The following is a 16,875-nucleotide window of genomic DNA, read 5'->3' on the forward strand; positions in this document are numbered from 1 at the left end:
ATGGCCACGGTGAAGGAAAACCTGCAGCGCGCAGCAGAGCTCAACGAAAGTGACAGCCCGCGTCTGGATCTGGAAGTGTTGCTCTGCCATCTGTTAGGCAAGTCCCGGGCCTGGCTCTACACCTGGCCGGAACATCCGCTGGAAGAAATTGAACAGTCGAAATTCGATGCGCTGGTAAAACGGCGCATCGCCGGCGAGCCGGTGGCCCACCTCACCGGCAGCCGCGAATTCTGGTCGCTCCCTCTCAAGGTCAATCGCTCCACCCTGATTCCGCGCCCGGATACGGAAGTGCTGGTGGAAGTGGTGCTCGAACGCTGTCCGCAGGCAGAGGCGAAACTCCTCGACCTGGGCACCGGTACCGGAGCGATTGCCCTGGCGCTGGCCAGCGAGAAAAAACGCTGGGCAATTACCGCCGTTGATACCATGCCCGCAGCGGTCGCGCTCGCGGAGGAAAACCGTCAGTTGCTCGGGTTTCACAATGTGGAAATCCGGCAAAGCGACTGGTTTTCTTCCCTGGAGCATCAGCAGTTTGATGTGATCGTCAGCAACCCTCCTTACATCGATACCCAGGATCCGCATCTGCGTGAAGGCGACGTGCGATTCGAGCCCTTGTCCGCTCTGGTTGCCGAGGATCACGGGCTGGCGGATATTCGCAAAATCGCCAATGACGCGCGCGACCATTTCAATCTAAACGGCCTGCTGGCGGTGGAGCACGGCTGGGAGCAGGGCAAAGCGGTGCGCAAGCTCTTTACCGAACTCGGTTACACGGATGTGGAAACCCGTCTCGATTATGCCGGGCGGGAACGTATTACGCTGGGTACCTACAAATAAGTGCACTCTTGGGAAGGAATCCATGCACGATCACGCTCATCATCACCACGGAAGTGGCCATCTCAAGCCTCTGATCTGGGGGCTCATCATCACACTCGCCTTCGCCATGGTCGAGGCCATCGGCGGCTGGATTTCCGGTTCTCTGGCACTGCTCGGCGATGCCGGTCATATGCTTACCGATTCTTTTTCTCTCGCCCTGGGCGCCATCGCCGCGCTGCTCGCGCAGAAGCCGGCAAGCCGGGAAATGTCGTTTGGCTGGGGACGCGCAGAAGTACTCGCCGCGCTGACCAACGCCGTGTTGATGTTGCTCATCGTTAGCGGAATTTCCGTCGCTGCGTTTGATCGCCTGCGCGATCCGCAACCGGTGCAGGGCGGCATGGTGATGGTGATTGCGGCAATCGGACTACTGGTAAATATTGCTGTGGCCTGGGTGCTGCACCGGGGTGAGCAGACCCTGAATATTCGCGGTGCACTGTTGCATGTCATCGGCGATTTGCTCGGTTCCGTCGCTGCACTGGTTGCCGGTGCGGTCATTTATTTCACCGGTTGGACGCCTATCGACCCGTTGCTTTCGGTACTGATCTGTGTGCTGATTCTGTTTGCCAGCGTAAGATTACTGAGGGATGCGGTAGATGTGCTGATGCAGCGGGTTCCGCGAGAGCTGAGCCTGCCCGTGGTCGGTGAAGCCATTGCGCTAGAGGAGGGGGTGCGCTCGGTCCACGACCTGCATATCTGGCGCCTGGATAGCAGCATGATTTTCCTGTCCGCACATATTGTTGTGGACGATCTGGCAGCCTGGCCACAGGTACTGGAACGCTTGCAGGAAACGTTGGAAAAACGCTTTGCGATTCATCACGTCACGCTGCAACCGGAGCCGCTGCACCCGGACCCTGTACCGATTATTGATAGGGTGAGCCCGACCAAGGGGTAAGGCTCAGTCCTCCTCTCTATCCTCATCGCGGTCTATCGACGGCTCGTTGCCATTTTTCAGTGGCGTTTCATCGTGGGTTTCATCTGCACTCTCTTTCGCTTCTACCGCCGGGCTTTCGCCGGTGTCGGTGTTACCGGCCTCCACCGACGCGGGCTCTGCTTCTGCAGTAACCTCCTCCGGTGCCGGAATCTGTTCTTCCGGTGCCTGAATACCGATGTGGTATGCGGCAAATCCGGGCTGTACGACCTGATTCATCGCCATCCCGAGAATGCGCCCGTTGTACTGGGAGCGGATCTCCTTGCGCACGTTGGTGATTGGGTTGGTGACGGTGCCGAGAAGGTCTCCCTTTCTGACTGATTCGCCGAGCTCCACTTTACTGAAAATGATGCCTCCGGTGGTGGCCCGCTGCCAGGTGGAGTTGTAATAGACGGGCTCAGGGTCTCCCCACAGGCGGAATTTACTCACCATGCCCAGCTGGTTCAGCAGGGTGCGAATGCCTTTTACGCTGTGGCTTACGGAGGGCTCGTCCAGCACCATGGGCGCGCCGGCTTCCAGTGTGACCGTGGGGATACCGGCTTCTACTGCCGCACGGCGCAGGGTGCCCTCGGCGCCGTCGCTGTGCAGCACCACGGTGGAACCAAAGCCCTTGGTGAGTTTTACCACTTTTGGATTCGTCAGGTCGCCGCGCAGCTGCGGCAGGTTGGTGCGATAGAAAGAGCCGGTGTGCAGATCCACAATCGCGTTACAGTGAGTGACTACTTCATCAAAAAACGAGCGCGCGATACGGGAGGCGGATGAGCCCTGCTGGTGGCCGGGGAAGTAGCGGTTCAGATCCCGGCGATCAGTGAGATAGCGGGAGCCGCGGTGAAAGCCCTGCAGGTTGACGATGGGTACGCCGATAACTGCACCCTTCAGGGTTTTCGGGTTCAGGTTGTACATCACCCGGCGCACGGTTTCGATACCGTTCAGTTCGTCCCCGTGAATCGCGGCAAACAGGCACAGGGTAGGACCGGTTTCCGCGCCGTTGACCACCAGAACCGGCGTTGCACTGTAAACCCCTTCAAAGTGCTGGCTGGGGGACCACGCCAAACGGGTTGAGGTTGCCGGGGATACCTCTGAACCGAGCAATTGCAGCGGCTGGCCGACAGTCACGTCTGGTAAGGGCACCGCTTCCTCGAGGGGGCTCTCGGCGGGTGCCTTCGGTGTGGTTTCTGTCTTGGCTTCGGTATCGTCCGCCTGCGGGGGCGCTACCAGTTCCTGTTCACTGACCGGTTTATCCAGCTCGATACTTTTTGCTTTTGGCATCGGCTTTTCCGGCTGCGTATCGGTTTCCAGCTGGTCGTCTAGCTTCAGATCCGCAGTGGGTGGCGTTTCCTCCTGCGGGGTTTCCACGGGTTGCTGTTCTGTTGCCGCCTCCAGAGGCTGCTGGATTTCCACCGGCTCGCCATTCTCGTCAGACTCCTCCGCCGGCAGGCTTGCGGCATAACTGGCGAGAGCAAAGAACAGGGGCAGACTTGCAGAGAGGCTCAAAGAGCGACGGCGCATGAAAAACTCCATTGCGGGAAAAACAGGTGTCAGGTTGCTGAGAGCGCGAGTATAGCCAATCGGTTCCCGCAGGTTTGCGCGGCATTTGGTGTAATTCAGAAATCGACCGGGTTAGCGGGTGTTTACCAAGGCTTTGCGACTGGTGCGACGCAGGCGCAGGATCAGCAGTAATGCCGCAGTGCCGAGACCGATACAGATGCCCACCCAGTAGCCGTACACCCCCCAGAATTGCTCTCCCAGCCAGTAGGCAGAACCGAGTCCCACCAGCCAGTAGGAAAACAGCTGCAGGTACATGGGCACCCGGGTGTCCTTGTAGCCGCGCAGAGCGCCCCAGGCCATGGCCTGAGCCACGTCCACCAGCTGGAAGGCGGCGGCCAGCAACAGCAGGTTGGTGGCCACGGCAATGATTTCCGGGTTGTCGGTGTAAGCGAGCACCAACAGGTTGCGCAGGCTGATCAGCACGATACCGGTACACAGGGCGTAAATCAGGCCGCTGCCGACGCCGACGATACTGGCAAATTTGGCCCGTTTGGGGCGTCCCTGACCCAATACCTGGGCGGTGCGAATACTCACTGCTTGCGCCAGCGCCAGCGCCACCAGATAGAAAATTGAACCGATACTCAGCCCGATCTGGTGCGCGGCAACGATGGTGGCGCCGTAGGCGGCCAGCAGTAGGGTAAGGCTGGCAAAGAAGGTCACTTCACTGGCGGCGCCAATGCAGATGGGCATGCCCACTGCCAACAGGTGCTTCAGGGTGGGCCAGTGGGGGCGCGGTGGCAGCAGCTTCAGGTTCAGTGCGCGGTAGGCGGGATCGTGACCCGCGTGCCAGTAAAGGGCGATGGCGATACACCAGCACACTATACTGGTGGCCCAGCCACAGCCGGCACCGCCCATTGCGGGAATCGGCCCCCAGCCAAATACCAGCAGGATATCCAGGGGAATATTGAGTGCCGCCGCGGCGAGATAGATCCGCATGACCGGCCGCACCTGTGCCATTCCTTCGCAGTAACCGCGCAGGGCGCTGCCAAAGGCAAAGGGCAGGGTGCCGGTGGCCAGTGCCAGCAGGTACTGGACCATCACCTTGCGCACCGGCTCCTCGGTCTGAATCCACTGGCTCCAGAGGGGCGAGGCCAGCAGTGCGCCGGCTACCAGTAATCCGCCGATCAGCGCAATCCACACCGACTGGCTCATCTGCCTAGCGCAGCCCTGTTCGTCGCGAGCACCGCGCAGGTTTGCCACCACTGGCGAAACAGCGGCGAGCATGCCGATCAGCGTCACCGCGCATACCGCCCAGATACTGGAACCCAGCGCCAGCCCGGCCAGGTCCACCTCGCCGGACTGGCCGGCAACGATGGTATCGGTGACGCCCATGCTGACCACCGCCAGATTACTCACAACCAGAGGCCCACCCAGATTGGTGAGGTGGCGCAGCTCCGTGGCTGTGGCGCGTTTGTAGAGTCTGAACATGGATTTGGTATGGGTAAAAGGTAGAGGCTGGCTAAACTGATCGAACTCGGTTCGGGACAGCGTGTAAGAATCCACTGTCTCCGGCGACCAGTCTTCAGTGAACAGTATGTTACTGAATTCAGTATTGTCGAAAACGGGAGCGGATTATGGATGGGGCACACAGCGGGTTCAATCGGATTTACATCTGTTTTCTGCACGCACTGCGGCCATTGAGTGGATTGGGCCCGCTGGCACTGCGCTTGTTTCTCGGTCCAATCTTTATTCTCGCAGGCTGGAATAAAATCACTGGCATCGACAATGTGGCGGCCTGGTTTGGTAACCCTGACTGGGGCCTGGGGCTGCCAGCGCCGCTGTTGATGGCGTGGCTGGCGGCGTTGACCGAGTTTTTCGGTGGTATCGCCCTGGTGCTGGGTTTGGGGGTGCGCCTCGCCGCCATTCCTCTGATGTTCACCATGGCGGTTGCCGCGGTAACGGCGCACTGGCAGTACGGGTGGCACGCGCTGCCGGAGCAGACGCTTACCATGCCCTGGGAGTGGCGCAAGGATCTGATTGAAGAGGCGGTGGTTCGCAAGGATAAGGCGGTAGAGCTGCTCAAGGCGCACGGCAATTACGAGTGGCTGACCGAGGCGGGGAGCTTCACCGTGCTCAAGAACGGAATCGAGTTTGCGGCCACTTACTTTGTCATGCTGCTGGCGCTGTTGTTTACCGGTGGCGGACGCTACGTGAGCCTGGATTACTGGATCGCCCGCCGGCGGGGACTATTGCGGGATTGATAGCCGGTGCTGACTGAGACAGTGGAGTTTGCGCCAGTAACTCGCAATTCGCATATAGATGATATACTCGCCGATTATTTAACCCGTTTCCGTGGCCTGCTGGTCACGGCTGCAACCCCGGCCCGGCCACTTCCGGCCCCGCTGGCGCAATTGAGCGAGCAATCTTTTGATAGGCAAGTTTTTCCGTCGTTCCGCTGAGCAATCAGGCGCAGACAAGTCTGACAACGCATCCAAAGGGCAGAAGCCCGAGTCCAAGAAATCCGCTTCTGGCTCTGAAAAGCGCGTCGCAGAGGGCGGCAAAGCGGACGGTCGCTCCGGCGGTCGCCAGCGCAACCGTCGCCGCGGCGGAGATGGTGGCGGGCAGGGCGGTCGGGACAAGCGAAAAGACACTCGCCAGAAGGCACCGGAAAAGCCCTGGAGCCTGGACGAGTTTCAGGTTCCGGAGCAGGAAGGCAAGGTGCGCTTCCACGATCTGGATCTGCCGCTGCCGCTGATGCACGCCATCGCCGACCTGGGTTTTGAATACGCCTCGCCCATTCAGGGCCAGTCACTCCCCCATACTCTCAATGGCCACGATCTGGTGGGCAAGGCCCAGACCGGTACCGGCAAAACCGCGGCCTTCCTGATTACCGTGATCGATGATCTGCTCAAGAACCCGTTTGAGGGCGAGCGCTACGCCGGCGAAGCCCGCGCGCTGATCATCGCGCCGACCCGCGAGCTGGTGATGCAGATTGCCGACGACGCCAAGGGGCTGTGTAAATACACGGATCTTGAAATCCACACCCTGGTCGGCGGTATGGATTACCAGAAGCAGCAGAAAGCATTGAATGAGCGCCTGGTAGACATCCTCGTGGCCACCCCCGGTCGCCTGCTGGATTTTGTCAGCAAGCGCGACTGCTTCCTCGATCAGACCGAGATCCTGGTAATTGACGAGGCGGATCGCATGCTGGATATGGGCTTTATCCCCGATGTGCGCCGCATCGTGCGCCAGACCCCGCGCAAGACCCACCGTCAGACCATGTTCTTCTCCGCCACGTTTACGCCGGAAGTGGACGATCTGGTCGATCAGTGGACTTCCGAGCCGGTGATCGTGGAAATCCAGCCCGAGCGCGTGGCCACGGACACCGTTACCCAGCATGTGTACCTGGTGTCCGGTGATGAAAAGTACCCGCTGCTGTTCAACATCGTGCAGCAGGACGACGTGGAAAGCCTGATCGTGTTCGCCAACCGCCGCGATCAGTGCCGCCGTCTGCACGAAAACCTTTTGGCTCACGGTATCAACGCTGGCCTGCTGTCCGGGGAAGTGGCGCAGAACAAGCGCGTGCGTACCCTGGACGACTTCAAGACCGGCAAGTCCAAGGTGCTGGTCGCCACCGATGTGGCGGGCCGCGGCATTCACATCGACGGCATCAGCCATGTGGTGAACTACACCTTGCCGGAAGAGCCGGAAGACTATGTGCACCGCATCGGCCGTACCGGTCGCGCAGGCAAGAGCGGTACCTCTATCAGTTTCGCTTGTGAAGACGACGCCATGCGTCTGGAACCCATCGAGGCACTGTTGGGCAGCAAGCTGAAGTGCGAGGTGCCCCCGGAGGAGCTGTTGGTAAAACCGCCCAAAGTCCACGTGAAACGCAGTAGCGGTGATCGCAACGAGCGCGGTGGTAATCGCGGCGGACGCCGTGGTGGTGGGCGTCCACGTCGCTAAGTTCTTTTCCGGTTGTGGCGCCTCGGGCATTCAGTTCCGGGGCGCGCTTATCCCCTTTCCTGTTCGCTTTCTCAGTCCCTCTGAAGCTGCTTGCGGTATTCCCCGAGCTCCTTTCGGCGCGCTTCGGATACTTTTGGGTAGCGCATTTCCATTTCGTTGAGCGCCTGAAGTACCGCGCTTGCCACGATCAATCGCATATTCATTTTGTCGTCCGCCGGCACCACAAACCAGGGGGCGTGGGGGGTGGCGGTTTCATTGATCATGTCTTCGAAAGCATCCTGATACTGGTCCCAGTATCTGCGTTCTTTCAGGTCCGCTTCGGAAAATTTCCAGTTCTTATCCGGTTCGTCAATGCGGGAGAGGAACCGGGTGCGCTGCTCGTCGCGGGACAGGTTGAGAAAAAACTTGAGGGTTACGGTGCCATTATCGGCGGTATAGCGTTCCATGGTACGGATCGCTTCAAAACGGCTGGCAAACAGGGCATCGAGATCGCGGGTCTGCTCCCCGGGAATTTTCTGATATTGAGTCACCAGTTCCGGATGTACGCGGCACACCAGTACTTCCTCGTAGTAGGAGCGGTTAAATACACCAATATTGCCGCGTCTGGGCATGGCCACGGAGGTGCGCCAGAGGAAGTTGTGCTCCAGCTCCGTTTCACTGGGGCGTTTAAATGATGTGATTTCCACACCGTGGGGATTGACGCCGTTGAACACCGCGCGAATGGTGCCGTCTTTTCCGGCGGCGTCCAATGCCTGAAAAATACTGAGCAGACTGTAGCGGTCGTGGGCATACATGATCCGCTGGCGCTCGTCGATCGCCTTGCGCAGTTGCCGTATTTTCTTCTTGTAGTCTTTTTTATCGCGATACAGCGGGGTCATCCTGGTGGGGCAGGCGCCCTTGCGGTAGCGGTTGTCACCCTCGAAGCGGATTTTACCCCAGTCGATTTCCATAAGCCCTGTCTGCCTGCGCGATTGCCTGGTTTCAGGTAAAGCCTAGTCAATCGCAACACGGCAGAGGGCTGGCGGTGCCTGTTATCTCTTGGGGCCGTCGATTCCCTTGGGCCATTTCTTTTTCTCACGAGTCTGGGAAATGGCGGGGCTCACATCACCGCCACCATTGGGTCCCTGGCCGGGATCGCCTTCGGTCCAGATTCGCTCCACCCACAGCGCGGTTCCGCCCGCCACCGCCGCGGGCATGACAAAGATGTTCAGGATCGGCACCATTTTCGCCAGCATCACCGCACCGCCGAAACCGAGGGTGGTGAACTTCTTGCGCATCAATACACTTTTCAGCTCGCCGAAAGAGCGCTGGTGGTTGTCGAGGGGGTAATCCACATACTGAATCGCCATGCACCAGGCGCCCCATAGCGCACCGAGAATAGCCGGGATAAAAACGGTCCAGCTGGTAAGCAGGGCGATCACGAAAATCACGAGTCCCCAGCCAATAAAGTACATCAGTTTGCGCAGTTCGCGCCCCAGGGTGCGGAATACCATGCTGTGCAGGGCTTCCGGGGGCGGTGGATGGCCAGTGAGGAGTTCTTCGACTTTTTCCGCGAGAAAGCCGTTAAACGGTGCGGCGATAATGTTGGTGATTATGCCGAACAGGTAGCCGTACACGAAGAAGAACAGCAGTACCACGACGATGGCGATCAGCCACGCCAGCCACTGGAATACACTTGCGGCCCAGTCTGCGCCTTTGGCGAGAATCGCACGCCACCAGGACATATTGGAGGTGTCGACGGGGGTATCGGACAGGAGGCTGCCGATATACTGGCCGAGGTCGTCGAACTGGCTGATCATCAGGGCACCCAGTGCGATAAACAGCACCAGGTTGATGAGCAGGGGAATAATAATAAACGGGCGCAGCTCTTTCCGGGTAAGCAACTGCGCCCCCCGGATCAGTGCGTGTACGCCATGTGCCGGGTTGGAGGTCATGGGTTACTGCGCTCCCGCGGCCTTCAGGATGTTGGCGTAATCCGCACTCTGCTCATGCTCGCCAATTCGCGCCAGCAGTGTCTGGCCTTCCGGGCTCTGGCTGTCCAGATCCAGTCCCTGCTCTTTGAACAGGCGCACGAAGGTTTCAAAATTCTCTGCTTTCATACCGCGGTAGGCGCGCTCCAGCAGGTAGAAATCTCGATTAAATCCTTCCGGTGCCTCACCTACCAAAAATCCGGCGATACGCTCATCGTCGAATACTTCACCGAGGACTTTTTGCTTGTCTTTTTTCAGGCTCACTTGTTAATTCCTTTCGTGGTCTGTTTCTAATCTCTTGCTCGTTGTACCTCCGCTCCATGTCGGGCGGTTTGGTGGCGGCGCTGCCGCCGGTATTTGTTTGCGAAACACGTCGTGAACCCATCCATGGGGACTCTTCCGCGAGGTCCCTCTCGCGGAAGGTTTCGCAAACAAATCCCGGCGACATCGTCTTCGCATCAAACTTTAGAGTGCTTGGTTAGCTCGTCGAGTTGATGCGAAGAGCAATTGTTCAAATCTAAGGGCGAGTGCCGGGTAAGACTTTTCGAAAGCGTCGGCGACAGGGACGTCGCCGACGCAGCGTACAGGGATGTATTCCCAGGGGGACGCCCAGTCCGGTTTCGAAAAGTCTTACCCGGTGCTTGGCCGCCACCGGGCCTGCAACAAAGCGGACCCGATAACGTGGACCAACTTATAAAAGTGCGTCCAATTTATCCTTCAGAATCTTGTTGATCATCTGCGGGTTTGCCTGTCCCTTGGAGGCCTTCATGATCTGGCCAACAAAGAAACCCATCATTTTCGGGCGCTTGTCGGGGGCGGCATTGCGGTAGTTCTCTACCTGAGAAGTAGAGGCTGCGATCACATCGTCTACCAGCTTCTCGATAGCACCAGTGTCGGAAACCTGCTTCAGGCCCTTGGCCTCGATTACCGCGTCCGCATCACCGTCACCATTCGCCATTGCTTCAAAAACCTGCTTGGCAATCTTCGAGGAAATGGTGTTGTCCTTGATGCGCGCAATCAGACCCGCCAGATGCTCCGCAGAAACCGGAGAATGGTCGATGGACTTTTCCTCACGGTTTAACAGCGCCGCCAGTTCACCCATTACCCAGTTTGCAGCCAGTTTCGGCTCGCCGGATTTTGCCGCCACCTGTTCGAAGTAATCCGCAGTGGCCCGCTCCTGGGTCAACTGATCTGCATCGTAGGCGGACAGACCATAGTCTTTCTCAAAGCGCGCACACTTCGCATCCGGCAATTCCGGCAGTTCGCCGCGCACCTGCTCCACATAATCGTCCGTCAGAACCACCGGCAGCAGATCCGGGCAGGGGAAATAGCGGTAATCGTTGGCCACTTCCTTGCTGCGCATGGAGCGGGTTTCGTTTTTGTCCGCATCGTACAGGCGGGTTTCCTGGGTCACCTTGCCGCCGTCTTCGATCAGGTCGATCTGGCGCTGGGCTTCCACTTTGATCGCCTTCTCGATAAAGCGGAAGGAGTTCAGGTTTTTGATCTCGGTGCGGGTGCCCAGTTCTTCTTCGCCTTTCAAACGCACGGAAACGTTGGCGTCACAGCGCAGGGAACCCTGGGACATATCGCCGTCGGAAATGCCGAGGTAGGTGACGATGCTGTGGATTTTTTTCAGGTAGGCAACCGCTTCCGCGGCGCTGCGCATATCCGGTTCGGATACGATTTCGATCAGTGGTGTGCCGGCGCGGTTGAGGTCGATGCCGGACATGCCGTGGCCAGAATCAAAAACAGCATCGTGTAAAGACTTGCCCGCGTCCTCTTCCAGGTGCGCATGGTGCAAACGCACGGTTTTGCTGCTGCCATCTTCCAGGTGAATTTCGATCTGGCCCTCGCCGACGATCGGTTGTTCCAGCTGGGTGGTCTGGTAGCCCTTTGGCAGGTCAGGATAGAAATAGTTTTTGCGCTCAAACACCGAGCGCTTGCCGATTTCCGCATTCATGGCGAGGCCGAACATCACCGCATAGCGGAAGGCCTCTTCATTGGGGACCGGCAGGGTACCCGGCATGGCCAGGTCGACCGCGCAGGCCTGAGTGTTCGGCTCGGCACCAAAGGCGGTGCTGGCGCCGGAGAAAATTTTTGATTGGGTGGCCAGTTGCACATGCACTTCCAACCCGATGACGACTTCCCATTCCACGTCGCTTCTCCTTATTCCTACTTATTCTGCTGCCGGGGCGGTTTGCTGATGCCAGTCACTGGCTTGCTGGAACTGGTGCGCGACGTTGAGCATGCGCGCCTCATTCAGGTAGTTGCCAATGATCTGCAGGCCAACGGGCAGGCCGTGGGCGAAACCGCAGGGGATGGACATGCCGGGCAGGCCGGCCAGGTTGGTGGCGATGGTGTAAATGTCTTCCAGATACATGGCCACCGGATCGGCATTTTTCTCGCCCAGCTTGAACGCCGGGTTGGGCGCGGTGGGGCCCATGATGACATCGACCTTGTCGAAGGCGTCGACAAAATCCTGTTTGATCAGGCGGCGCACCTGTTGGGCCTTGTTGTAGTAGGCATCGTAGTAACCTGCGGACAGGGCGTAGCTGCCCACCAAAATGCGGCGCTTCACTTCCTCGCCGAAACCTTCGCCGCGGGAGCGCATATACAGGTCGCGCAGGTCCGCCGGGTTTTCACAGCGGTAGCCGTAGCGTACGCCGTCGAAGCGGGACAGGTTGGCGGAGGCCTCGGCCGGGGCGATCACGTAGTAGGCTGGCACGGCAAGTTTGCTGTGGGGAAGACTGATTTCCACGAGTTCCGCGCCGAGCTTTTCGTATTCTTTCAGTGCTTCCTGCACGCGCGCACCCACTTCGCTGTCTAGGCCCTCGCCAAAGTACTCGCTGGGTACGCCGATCTTCAGTCCCTTGACGGAATCGTTCAGGTTGGCGGTGTAGTCCTGGGTCGGACGATCCAGGCAGGTGGAGTCTTTTTGGTCCGGACTCGCCATCACTGACAGCATCAGTGCGGCGTCTTCTGCGGTGCGGGTTATGGGGCCGCCCTGGTCGAGGCTGGAGGCGAAGGCAATCATGCCCCAGCGGGATACGCGGCCGTAGGTAGGCTTCAAACCGGTGGTGCCGGTCATCGCTGCCGGCTGGCGGATGGAGCCGCCGGTGTCGGTGGCGGTGGTGCCCGGTACCAACAGCGCGGCCACCGCGGCGGCGGACCCACCGGAAGAGCCGCCGGGAATGCGCTCCACATTCCACGGGTTTTTTACCGCGCCGTAGAAGCTGGATTCGTTGGAGGAGCCCATGGCGAACTCGTCCATATTGGTTTTACCCAGGCTGACCGCACCCGCCTGTTGGAAGTTATCCACAACGGTGGCGTCATAGGGAGGCACGAAGTTGTCGAGCATCTTCGAGCCGCAGCTGGTGCGCACACCATTGGTGCAGAAGATGTCCTTGTGGGCGATGGGTACACCGCACAGGGCCGGGGCGTCGCCCTGGGCCAGGCGGGCGTCGGCGGCGGCGGCTTCTTTAATCGCCTGGTCGCCGGTGACGGTAATGAAGCTGTTGAACTGGCTGTCCAGCTGCTGGATACGCTCCAGCAGATGGCTGGTGATCTCGACGCTGGAGAACTGTTTGTCGCGCAGGCCGCGAATAATCTCGGCGATGGTCAACTGATGCATTGGAAATCCGGTTTCTTGTCTATTCTGTATTCGCTCAGGGTGGTGAGATGGTCGATAGGCTCTTAATCGATCACCTTGGGCACCAGATACAGGCCCGCTTCGGTCTGTGGGGCCAGGGCGAGGAACTCTTCGCGACGGTTGGGCTCGGTGACTTCGTCTTTGCGCAGTACCTGCACTTCGTCCAGGGGGTGCGCCATAGGCGCGACGCCGTCGGTATTGACGGCCTGCAACTGGTCCACCAGTTGCAGTACATCGCCCAGGCGGCTGCTGACTTCGTCTATGGTTTCTTCGGAAATGGCGATGCGGGCCAGTTCGGCCAGCTTTTCAACGGTTTGCGCGTCCACGGCCATGGGGATAGAGACTCCAGCTTCTCATTGGCTAATTTGCGGCCAGGCCCGGAATCAACGGGGCCGGCGGGATCAGAAGGAGCGCAAATTTAGCATATCTGTGGTGGAATCTCTTTATGCTTATTTATTAAGGGGCTCCTGAGCCTTGCTCTGAACCCACGCCGTTGTTAGAGTTTGCCGATTCTGGCCAGGCTACGACTGTGTCTGGCTAACTTGTCGAAAAGCGGACGAAAACGCCGTCCGGAACACAGAATTATTTGCGTGGACTAATTACCCTGTGGCGCATCTTCGCCCGGGGCTTCTGTCGGCGCCCGCGGCACCCGACCCGGATTGGGTGTTGTACATCAGAATTAAGGTAACCGAATTCCATGTTTAAACGTTTGCGGGGCATGTTCTCCAGTGATCTCTCTATCGACCTGGGTACTGCCAATACGCTGATTTACGTGCGCGATCGCGGCGTAGTCCTCGATGAACCCTCTGTTGTTGCCATTCGCCACTACAACGGCACCAAGATCGTGGAAGCGGTAGGTGTTGAGGCGAAGCGTATGCTGGGCCGTACCCCGGGTAACATCACCGCCATCCGCCCGCTCAAAGACGGCGTGATCGCAGACTTCCAGGTCACCGAGAAGATGCTGCAGCACTTCATCAAGAAGGTGCACGAGAACAGCTGGATGCGCCCGAGCCCGCGGGTTCTGGTATGTGTCCCCTGTCAGTCCACCGAAGTGGAACGCCGTGCGATTCGCGAATCCGCCCTGGGCGCCGGCGCCCGCGAGGTGTGGTTGATTGAAGAGCCCATGGCCGCCGCCATTGGTGCCGGCCTCAAGGTAGAAGAAGCCAGCGGTTCCATGGTGGTGGATATCGGTGGTGGTACCACCGAGATTGCGATCATCTCCCTGAACGGTGTGGTCTACTCCGATTCCGTGCGTATCGGCGGTGACCGCTTTGACGAGGCCATCGTCAACTACGTGCGCCGCAACTACGGCAGCGTCATTGGCGACGCCACTGCCGAGCGCATCAAAGAAGAAATCGGCTGTGCCTACGCCGGCAGCGAAGTGCGCGAAATCGACGTGCGTGGTCGCAATCTGGCGGAAGGTGTACCGCGCAGCTTTACCCTGAACAGCGACGAGATCCTGGAGGCGCTGCAAGAGCCCCTGACCGGTATCGTGCAGGCGGTGAAGAGCGCGCTGGAACAATCTCCCCCCGAACTGGCTTCCGATATCGCCGAGCGCGGTATGGTACTGACCGGCGGTGGCGCACTGCTGCGCGACCTGGACCGTCTGCTGATGGAAGAGTCCGGCCTGCCGGTGATCGTCGCCGACGACCCGCTCACCTGTGTTGCCCGCGGTGGCGGCCAGGCGCTGGATATGATGGACAAGAGCCGTCTGTATCTGGTCTCCAACTGATAGATTCTGCCCGAACGATGGCGGTGCTTAAGGAGTGAGCACCGCCGCTGCACCAGCCCACGGAATGGCGCCACAGCCAATAACAACAGTACTGCTGAACTGGTCAATGGGAGCCGCCCATTAAACCGCTATTTACCCGAGGTCCGTCACCGGAATCCCGCATTATCGTGCTGGGCGCCCTGGCGACGGCGCTGATTCTGGTCAATATCTACACCGACTGGCTGGACCCGGTGCGCGAGCGCCTCTCCAGTCTCGCCGCGCCTTTCTACTGGATTACCGGAACCCCGTCCCGTGTGGGTGATTGGGCCGGTGAGCAGCTGCGCACCCGCGAAGAACTGGTGGAAGAAAACAGCCGCCTCAAGCACCAGGTGATGCTGCTGGAGCAGCAGACCCAGTTACTGGCCGCGGTGCGCGCGGAAAACACCCAGCTGAAAGAGCTGATGAATTCTGCCGAGAGTGTGGACCAGCGCGTGTTGGTGTCCCAGGTGATTGGCGTTTCGCCGGATCCGCTCGAGCACGTACTGATCATCGACAAGGGCCGCTCCGATGGGGTGCAGCAGGGTGCGGCGATCATGGATGCCAGCGGACTGCTGGGGCAGGTGATCGAGGCCGGGGACTTTTCCAGCCGGGTACTGCTGATCACCGATGCCAACCACGCGCTGCCGGTGCAGGTGCTGCGCAACAGTGTGCGCGCGGTGGCCGAGGGCACCGGCGACCTGTACCGCCTCAAGCTCCGTCACCTGGCCAATACCAGCGATATCCGCGAAGGGGATCTGCTGTTGAGTTCTGGCCTCGGTGGCCGCTTCCCTGCGGGTTACCCGGTGGGTGAAGTGATTTCCGTCAAGCGCGACCCGGGCCGTGCCTTTGCCGATGTCGACGTGCAACCCCGGGGCCTGATGAATCGCAGCCGCTTTGTGCTGGCGGTGCTGAGCGAGCAGCCCGCGGAAGAGCAGAACTGATCCCATGGATGCCCACAATCGCTGGTTTATCCTGTTCACCTTTATCGTCGCACTGCTGCTGGCGGTGATGCCGCTGCCCACCAACTGGCTGTGGTTTCGTCCGGCCTTCTGCGCGCTGCTGGTGATCTTCTGGACGACCCGTATGCCCCAGGAGCTGGGTGTGGGTTTTGCCTGGATGGCCGGGTTGGCCGAAGATCTGGTGACCGGCTCTACACTCGGGGCCCACGCACTGGCCCTGGGGGTGCTCGCGTATTTCAGCCTGCTGACCTATCGGCGCACCCGCGCCTTCAATCCCGGGCAGCAGTTGATGTGGGTATTTGTACTGGTGGGAATCAATCAGTTGCTGGGTAACTGGGTGCACAGCCTGGCGGGCAAGCCGGTGCCCGGACTGACGTTCCTCTGGCCGGCGCTGACCACGGCGCTCCTCTGGCCGCTGGTGACACCCTGGTTGCACCGGATGGCCTCAAGTTTGAGGATTCGCTAACCCGTTTCATTCAAGCTCTATTGGCGGACGATCGTCTAAAAATGGTGACTGAAAAATAGTGTTAAGTGTCCGCAGAGTGCGGTTATTTTTCGAGCGCGGCCGCTATAATCAGGCCTTCTGATCGGTATTCAGCTGATCGATATTCAGCAAACACATAATCATAAGCGTTGCCCGTGCCTTCATCCGATTTCCGACAGCCCAGCCCATCCCCGCGCCTGATCCTCGCCTCCGGCTCTCCCCGGCGCGCCGAACTGTTGATGCAGATCGGGGTGCCGTTTTCCTCCGCCGCCACCTCTGTGGAAGAAGTCCGCCAACCGGAAGAGTCCGGGCGTGACTATGCGCTGCGGCTCGCCCAGGAGAAATCCCGCGCCGGTCTCGCACTGGTGGAAGGTGATGCCACTGTCTGGTCACTGGGGGCGGATACACTGGGCGTGGTAGACGACGAAATACTGGAAAAACCCGGGGATTTCACCGATTTTGCCCGCATGATGCGCCTGATGTCCGGCCGTGAGCATTCGGTACTCACCGCCATCTGCCTCAGCGGGAGCGATCAATCCTTCAGCGATGTGGTCGAAACCCGGGTGCGCTTCCGCGCGCTGGATCGCGCGCTGATCGAAGGCTACTGGAATACCGGCGAGCCCCAGGACAAGGCCGGGGGCTATGGCATTCAGGGAATGGGCGCACTGCTGGTGGAGTCCATTCACGGCAGTTACAGCAATGTAGTGGGGCTGCCGCTGGAAACCCTGGCCGGGTTTCTGCAGCAGGCGGGTATTCCCTACTGGCAGTTTGACAAGCGCTCGACCGGCGCGGAAGCAGGGACGATTTAGGA

At 59.5% G+C, this 16,875-nt stretch carries 16 protein-coding genes; 8 read left to right on the forward strand and 8 right to left on the reverse strand.

Features of this window, described 5'->3' with window-relative positions:
* Positions 1 to 831, forward strand: a complete 831-nt coding sequence (gene prmC / locus ACXAG1_RS11455) for a peptide chain release factor N(5)-glutamine methyltransferase (protein ID WP_475092179.1) — start codon at positions 1 to 3, stop codon at positions 829 to 831.
* 22 nt (positions 832 to 853) lie between these two features.
* On the forward strand, positions 854 to 1,762 hold the full coding sequence (locus ACXAG1_RS11460; RefSeq protein WP_475119762.1) for a cation diffusion facilitator family transporter: 909 nt from the start codon (positions 854 to 856) through the stop codon (positions 1,760 to 1,762).
* 3 nt (positions 1,763 to 1,765) lie between these two features.
* On the opposite strand, the gene ACXAG1_RS11465 is transcribed toward ACXAG1_RS11460, so the two are convergent.
* Together ACXAG1_RS11465 and ACXAG1_RS11470 are read right to left on the reverse strand one after the other, a co-directional pair.
* Positions 1,766 to 3,307 (reverse strand): succinylglutamate desuccinylase, encoded by a 1,542-nt coding sequence (locus tag ACXAG1_RS11465; RefSeq protein WP_475119763.1) that lies wholly within the window; start codon positions 3,305 to 3,307, stop codon positions 1,766 to 1,768.
* Positions 3,308 to 3,418: 111 nt separating this feature from the next.
* Positions 3,419 to 4,849: an MATE family efflux transporter gene (locus tag ACXAG1_RS11470; RefSeq protein ID WP_475119764.1), complete on the reverse strand. Its 1,431-nt coding sequence runs from the start codon at positions 4,847 to 4,849 to the stop codon at positions 3,419 to 3,421.
* A gap of 71 nt (positions 4,850 to 4,920) precedes the next feature.
* Between ACXAG1_RS11470 and ACXAG1_RS11475 the strand changes: the two genes are divergently transcribed.
* Entirely contained in the window at positions 4,921 to 5,547 is a 627-nt protein-coding gene (locus tag ACXAG1_RS11475) for an HvfX family Cu-binding RiPP maturation protein (RefSeq protein WP_475119765.1), read from the forward strand.
* A 166-nt stretch (positions 5,548 to 5,713) separates the two neighbouring features.
* Entirely contained in the window at positions 5,714 to 7,252 is a 1,539-nt protein-coding gene (rhlB, locus tag ACXAG1_RS11480) for an ATP-dependent RNA helicase RhlB (RefSeq protein ID WP_475119766.1), read from the forward strand.
* Positions 7,253 to 7,323: 71 nt separating this feature from the next.
* Here the strand turns inward: rhlB and ACXAG1_RS11485 are convergent, their stop codons facing one another.
* The 6 genes from ACXAG1_RS11485 to gatC form a co-directional block, all read right to left on the reverse strand.
* Positions 7,324 to 8,202 carry a PPK2 family polyphosphate kinase gene (locus tag ACXAG1_RS11485; RefSeq protein ID WP_475119767.1) on the reverse strand — a complete coding sequence of 293 codons (879 nt, stop codon included), beginning with the start codon at positions 8,200 to 8,202 and terminating at the stop codon, positions 7,324 to 7,326.
* Positions 8,203 to 8,283: 81 nt separating this feature from the next.
* Positions 8,284 to 9,186, reverse strand: a complete 903-nt coding sequence (gene cysZ, locus ACXAG1_RS11490; RefSeq protein WP_475092188.1) for a sulfate transporter CysZ — start codon at positions 9,184 to 9,186, stop codon at positions 8,284 to 8,286.
* A 3-nt stretch (positions 9,187 to 9,189) separates the two neighbouring features.
* Positions 9,190 to 9,486 (reverse strand): PA4642 family protein, encoded by a 297-nt coding sequence (locus ACXAG1_RS11495; protein WP_475092189.1) that lies wholly within the window; start codon positions 9,484 to 9,486, stop codon positions 9,190 to 9,192.
* Between the two features lie 427 nt (positions 9,487 to 9,913).
* On the reverse strand, positions 9,914 to 11,392 hold the full coding sequence (gene gatB, locus ACXAG1_RS11500) for an Asp-tRNA(Asn)/Glu-tRNA(Gln) amidotransferase subunit GatB (RefSeq protein ID WP_475093933.1): 1,479 nt from the start codon (positions 11,390 to 11,392) through the stop codon (positions 9,914 to 9,916).
* Between the two features lie 6 nt (positions 11,393 to 11,398).
* Complete coding sequence (gatA, locus tag ACXAG1_RS11505; protein ID WP_475092190.1) at positions 11,399 to 12,853, reverse strand: Asp-tRNA(Asn)/Glu-tRNA(Gln) amidotransferase subunit GatA; 1,455 nt, start codon at positions 12,851 to 12,853, stop codon at positions 11,399 to 11,401.
* A gap of 62 nt (positions 12,854 to 12,915) precedes the next feature.
* Positions 12,916 to 13,203, reverse strand: coding sequence for an Asp-tRNA(Asn)/Glu-tRNA(Gln) amidotransferase subunit GatC (gene gatC, locus ACXAG1_RS11510; protein WP_475092191.1), 288 nt, complete (start codon positions 13,201 to 13,203; stop codon positions 12,916 to 12,918).
* 365 nt (positions 13,204 to 13,568) lie between these two features.
* On the opposite strand from gatC, the gene ACXAG1_RS11515 reads away from it, so the two are divergent.
* From ACXAG1_RS11515 to ACXAG1_RS11530, 4 genes are all read left to right on the forward strand, one after another.
* Positions 13,569 to 14,603, forward strand: coding sequence for a rod shape-determining protein (locus tag ACXAG1_RS11515; RefSeq protein ID WP_043318714.1), 1,035 nt, complete (start codon positions 13,569 to 13,571; stop codon positions 14,601 to 14,603).
* Between the two features lie 167 nt (positions 14,604 to 14,770).
* The gene (gene mreC / locus ACXAG1_RS11520) at positions 14,771 to 15,562 is read left to right on the forward strand and encodes a rod shape-determining protein MreC (protein WP_475092192.1); all 792 of its coding nucleotides are present in this window, start codon (positions 14,771 to 14,773) and stop codon (positions 15,560 to 15,562) included.
* Positions 15,563 to 15,566: 4 nt separating this feature from the next.
* Positions 15,567 to 16,046, forward strand: coding sequence for a rod shape-determining protein MreD (gene mreD, locus ACXAG1_RS11525; protein WP_475092193.1), 480 nt, complete (start codon positions 15,567 to 15,569; stop codon positions 16,044 to 16,046).
* 173 nt (positions 16,047 to 16,219) lie between these two features.
* On the forward strand, positions 16,220 to 16,873 hold the full coding sequence (locus ACXAG1_RS11530) for a Maf family protein (protein WP_475119768.1): 654 nt from the start codon (positions 16,220 to 16,222) through the stop codon (positions 16,871 to 16,873).
* Positions 16,874 to 16,875: the final 2 nt, after the last annotated feature.

This window comes from Microbulbifer sp. ABE4_465, from assembly GCF_056160765.1.